Raw genomic sequence first — 4742 nt, forward strand, 5'->3', positions numbered from 1 at the left:
CCCGTTTCCCTATTCCCTATTCCCGATCCCCCATTCCCGATTCCCGATTCCCGACTCCCGATTCCCAATTCCCGATTCCCGATTCCCGATTCCGGATTCCCTCTTGCCGATTCCCGATTCCCGATTCCCGATTCCCGATTCCCGATTCCCGATTCCCGATTCCCGATTCCCGATTCCCGATTCCCTTAATTATTATGAAAAAACTATCATTTGTAATTGCCATCGCATTAACCTGCTTCCTACCATCGGGTAAAGCATTATCAAATTCTAAAATCATCACAGCCGACTCCCGACTCCCAATTCCCGATTCCCGATTCCCGATTCCCGATTCCCGACTCCCGACTCCCAATTCCCGATTCCCGATTCCCGATTCCCGATTCCCGATTTCCGATTCTCCAGAACAACAAGCCCAACACCTCTATGAAACAGGTCAATACCAAGAGGCTATCCCGTTGTTGGAGCAAATTATTAGTAACTACAGCGATAGTGGGGACATTATTGGTGAAATTAATTCCTTAGTAAATCTAGCGTTAGTTTATCAAACCTTGGGAGACATAGACCAAGCTAAACAAACACTATCCCAGAGTTTTACCCAACTATAAAAACTTCCTAATCCCAAAGAACGTCAACAATTACAAGCGCAAATCCTAGAAGTGCAAGGACAAGTATACTTATCTCTAGGTCAGGGGGAAAAAGCCTTATCGACTTGGCAGCAAACCAGTGCTATCTATCAAGAAATCGGAGACTTAACTAGATTAACAGAAAGTCAGATTTACCAGGTGCAAGCCTACCGAGTATTAGGGTTGTATAATCAAGCGACTAAAACCTTAAGTCAAATCCAGGAAACTCTCCAAAACCAACCGGATACCGCCCTCAAAAGTACCGCCCTCCAATACCTAGGTGATGTGCTGCGCCGAGTCGGGAAATTCAAAGACTCTAAAGCAATTTTACAACAAAGTTTAGCCATAGCAGAAAACTTACGATATCAGACGTTGATTGCTGACAATCTGCTCAGTTTAGGAAATACCGCTAGATTAAAAGGAGACACAGAAGACGCAATAGAGTTCTATGAACGGGTTGTCAAGGAATCTCCCTTACCTGATCTTAAGATTCAAGGGCAATTAAATCAACTGAGTGTATTGATATCTAAACAAGAGATATCTAAACAAGAGTGGTCACAAGCTAGAGCATTATTGCCAGCTATAGAGTATACATTAACCACATTATCTCCCAGTAAAACAGCAATCAATGCTAGAATTAATCTAGCCAAGACTCTGTCAAAAACTCAAAACTCCCAACTCACAACTCCCAACGCCCTTGCTACTCATCTCGCTGATGCTATTAAGCTAGCTAGGAATTTAGGAGATAAACGAGCGGAAGCTGAAGCTATTGGTAACTTGGGCAGGTTATACGAACAGCAATCACGTCTTGAGGAAGCCGAAGACTTGACCGAAAAAGCGTTACTAATTGCTCAAGAAATCCAGGCTCCCGATTTAGCCTATCAATGGCAATGGCAACTGGGCAGAATCCTCAATCTAAAACAGGATCAGAAAAACGCGATCGCTGCCTATTCTCAATCGGTGCAAACCCTCAAATCTATCCGTAGCGACCTAGTCGCGATTAGTAGCGATATTCAGTTTGGGTTTCGAGAAAGCGTTGAACCAGTCTACCGAGAATTAGTAGGACTACTGCTGGAACCCAATGCATCTCAAGAAAACCTCAAACAAGCACGAGATGTAATTGAATCCCTACAACTAGCAGAACTAGACAACTTCTTTCGGGATGCTTGTTTAGATGCTAAACCCGTTAATATCGACGAAATTGACCCCAACGCGGCTATCTTCTATACCATTATCTTACCAGACCGCCTGGAAGTAATTGTAACTTTGCCCGGACAACCCCTGCGCCAGATCACCACTAACTTACCCAAAACAAAAATAGAACAACAACTGGCTTCGGTAAAGACAACTATTAATACGGGTTGGCGAGTGGTCACAAAGGAAAACTTAGAAACAATAAATGACTGGTTCATTGGTCCGATTGAAGCTGAACTAGCGAAGAGTAACATTCGCACTTTAGTATTTATCCCCGATGGGGCTTTGCGCAATATTCCCATGTCCGTACTTTATGACGGGGAACGCTATTCCATCGAGAAATACAGTATTGCGGTAGCACCTAGTTTACAATTAATCGACTCTCAAGCTTTAGTCAGAGAAAACGTTTCGGTTCTAAGTGCTGGAGTGGGGGAAGTTCGTCCCCATCGTCCCAAATTAGACCCACTTCCTGGGGTAAAGGTGGAATTAGAAAATATCATGGCTCAAGTTCCCTCATTGATTCTACTCAATGAGTCCTTTACTGAATCCAACTTCAATACAGAAGTTAATACCTCTGATTACGAAATCGTTCATCTGGCCACTCATGGTGAATTTAGTTCAGTAGCTGAAGAAACCTTTCTCCTGACCTGGGATGACGTGATCAATCTCAATGAGTTAAATACTCTGATCTCAGCCGATCAAAAGCAAAAAAATCCCATTGAATTACTCGTCCTCAGTGCTTGTCGAACCGCCAAAGGAGACTCCCGAGCCGCTTTGGGATTGGCTGGAGTAGCCGTGCGTGGGGGGGCACGCAGTACCCTTGCCAGTCTCTGGTATGTCGGGGATTTAGCCACGACAGAGTTAATGACTCGGTTTTATCAGAGCTTAGCCACAGGCCAGGTTACCAAGGCAGAAGCTCTGCGTCTTGCTCAACTGGAGCTGTTGCAGAGCGAGCAATTTAATCACCCCCTTTACTGGTCGGCTTTTATTTTGCTGGGAAATTGGTTGTGAGCTAGAGGGAGTAGGGAGTAGGGAGTAGGGTGTAGGGTGTAGGGAGTAGGGTTTAGGGTGTAGGGAATAGGGAATAGGGAATAGGGAATAGGCATGCATGCTAAAGCTACCCCACACCCCATTAGTGCCTGGAACGGGCATCATTACTGCGTGGAACGGGCATATTGCCCGTTAGAATTTTCCGGTGGAACGGGCATCATTACTGCGTGGAACGGGCATATTGCCCGTTAGAATTTTCCGGTGGAACGGGCATATTGCCCGTTAGAATTTTCCGGTGGAACGGGCAAAATGCCCGTTAGAATTTTCCGGCGGGCAAAAACAGTTTGGTGATTTTCACTAGTCTTTGGTGCGTACGCGATCGCATTCAACTATCCAAACGTGACCACACTACCAAAAAATCCACCGAACGTGAGAGCCCCTCTCTTTTAAGGAGGGTTAGAAGTTACCGCAAGAATAGGGCAGTCTTTATAGTCGGCAGGCTATGAGTTAAAGGGTAATGGTTATTGTTCTAAGACTGCCCTAATAAACAGGTTTCGTCTCCGGGATGAAACGGACACGACGGGATTTATCCCGCTGCGCCGGTGAAAGTGAGGAACTTTTGCTCTTAAGATATGTCATAATATCTATAATGATGTGATAGCCTTATGTACAAAACAGTTCCAATAAAAGCGACATTTACAGATGAAGAAAACGCTTTTTGGTTGTTCCAATGCCAACAAGCTAATAGTCTATGGAATTGTGCTGTATATCACGCTAAACAAAAGCACTATAGTTGGTTGCAGCAACAAACAGAAGCTTTAACGATTTATTGGATAGAAGACGATATTAGGTACGGCTGGAAGACTTACAAATGTGCTACGAAATATGCCGATTTGTGTAAAGAACTCAAAGAGAACCCTCACTACAAAGCCATGGCTGCTCAGTCTGCGCAGCAAACTCTTAAGTCTGTAGCGGAGTCAATTAGTAGTTACAACCAGTTAGTCGGACTTTATTACAAAGGACAAGTAGACAGACCAAGACTTTTGAGATACCGCAAGAAAGGTGGTCTGGCTGCTCTAACATTTCCCCGACAAGCTTTAACTTATAAAAACGGCCTATTTCACCCGTCTATCAGCAAAGAAAGCAAACCAGAACTTTTAACAGAAATAACTTTAGATCCGCCAGAATTCATAGACCCAGATTGGATAAAAGAAGTCACAATTCGCCCATACTTGGGTCAATTGTGGGTAGACTGGGTGATCGATGACGGCAAGCAACCCGTTGAGCATAATCCTCATCTAGATTACTCCCAGGCATGGAGCTTCGATCATGGTGGAGACAATTGGGTGACTGGAGTTTCGACCCATGGAAAAAGTCTGATCATTGATGGTCGAAAACTTAAGTCTATGAATCAGGGTTACGCCAGATTAGTCGCCAAGTATAAAACTGGAAAACCAGATTTTTACTGGGACTCTAATCTAGATCGGGTACAACGAAAGCGTAACAATCAGATGCGAGATGCGATAAACAAGGCAGCCAGGTTTATTATTAACCGATGTCTTATTGATCGGATTGGAAATCTAATTATTGGTTGGAATGAGCGCCAAAAAGATTCATCAAATATGGGGAAGCGGGGTAACCAGAACTTTGTAGCTATCCCGACCAAAAGATTAATCAACAGACTCGAACAACTTTGCCCCGAGTATGGCATTAAACTAACAATCACTGAAGAGTCTTATACCAGCAAAGCGTCTTACTTAGATGACGACAGCCTCCCAAAACATGGTGAAAAACCCGCAGGATGGACACCGTCAGTGCGATTCGTTGGCTAGAAACCTTATCCCATAAGGATTTGGGGGATTAGCCACAAGGTAAGAAACCTTGATAACTTGATAACCATGTTGGTGAGATACCAACCCTCGCGAAATCCGAGTGACA

General features: G+C 44.2%; 5 protein-coding genes and 1 pseudogene. 5 read left to right on the forward strand and 1 reads right to left on the reverse strand.

Annotation, left to right across the window (positions count from 1 at the left end; all coding sequences use genetic code 11):
* From F6K46_RS38295 to F6K46_RS40500, 3 genes and pseudogenes are all read left to right on the forward strand, one after another.
* On the forward strand, positions 1 to 602 hold a 602-nt coding region (locus F6K46_RS38295), incomplete at its 5' end, for a tetratricopeptide repeat protein (protein ID WP_293118035.1).
* 24 nt (positions 603 to 626) lie between these two features.
* A pseudogene (locus F6K46_RS40495) lies at positions 627 to 1070 on the forward strand (tetratricopeptide repeat protein); the annotation flags it as partial.
* Between the two features lie 123 nt (positions 1071 to 1193).
* Positions 1194 to 2825 (forward strand): CHAT domain-containing protein, encoded by a 1632-nt coding sequence (locus F6K46_RS40500; protein WP_366510882.1) that lies wholly within the window; start codon positions 1194 to 1196, stop codon positions 2823 to 2825.
* On the opposite strand, the gene F6K46_RS38310 is transcribed toward F6K46_RS40500, so the two are convergent.
* Positions 2786 to 2920, reverse strand: coding sequence for a hypothetical protein (locus tag F6K46_RS38310; protein ID WP_293068327.1), 135 nt, complete (start codon positions 2918 to 2920; stop codon positions 2786 to 2788). The two genes, F6K46_RS40500 and F6K46_RS38310, sit on opposite strands and share 40 nt — an antisense overlap.
* On the opposite strand from F6K46_RS38310, the gene F6K46_RS38315 reads away from it, so the two are divergent.
* Complete coding sequence (locus F6K46_RS38315) at positions 2919 to 3056, forward strand: hypothetical protein (RefSeq protein WP_293068329.1); 138 nt, start codon at positions 2919 to 2921, stop codon at positions 3054 to 3056. The two genes, F6K46_RS38310 and F6K46_RS38315, sit on opposite strands and share 2 nt — an antisense overlap.
* Before the next feature lie 413 nt (positions 3057 to 3469).
* Positions 3470 to 4636: a transposase gene (locus F6K46_RS38320; RefSeq protein WP_293068332.1), complete on the forward strand. Its 1167-nt coding sequence runs from the start codon at positions 3470 to 3472 to the stop codon at positions 4634 to 4636.
* Positions 4637 to 4742 lie beyond the last annotated feature (106 nt).

This window comes from Moorena sp. SIO3E8 (assembly GCF_010692445.1).
GTDB lineage: Bacteria > Cyanobacteriota > Cyanobacteriia > Cyanobacteriales > Coleofasciculaceae > Moorena > Moorena bouillonii.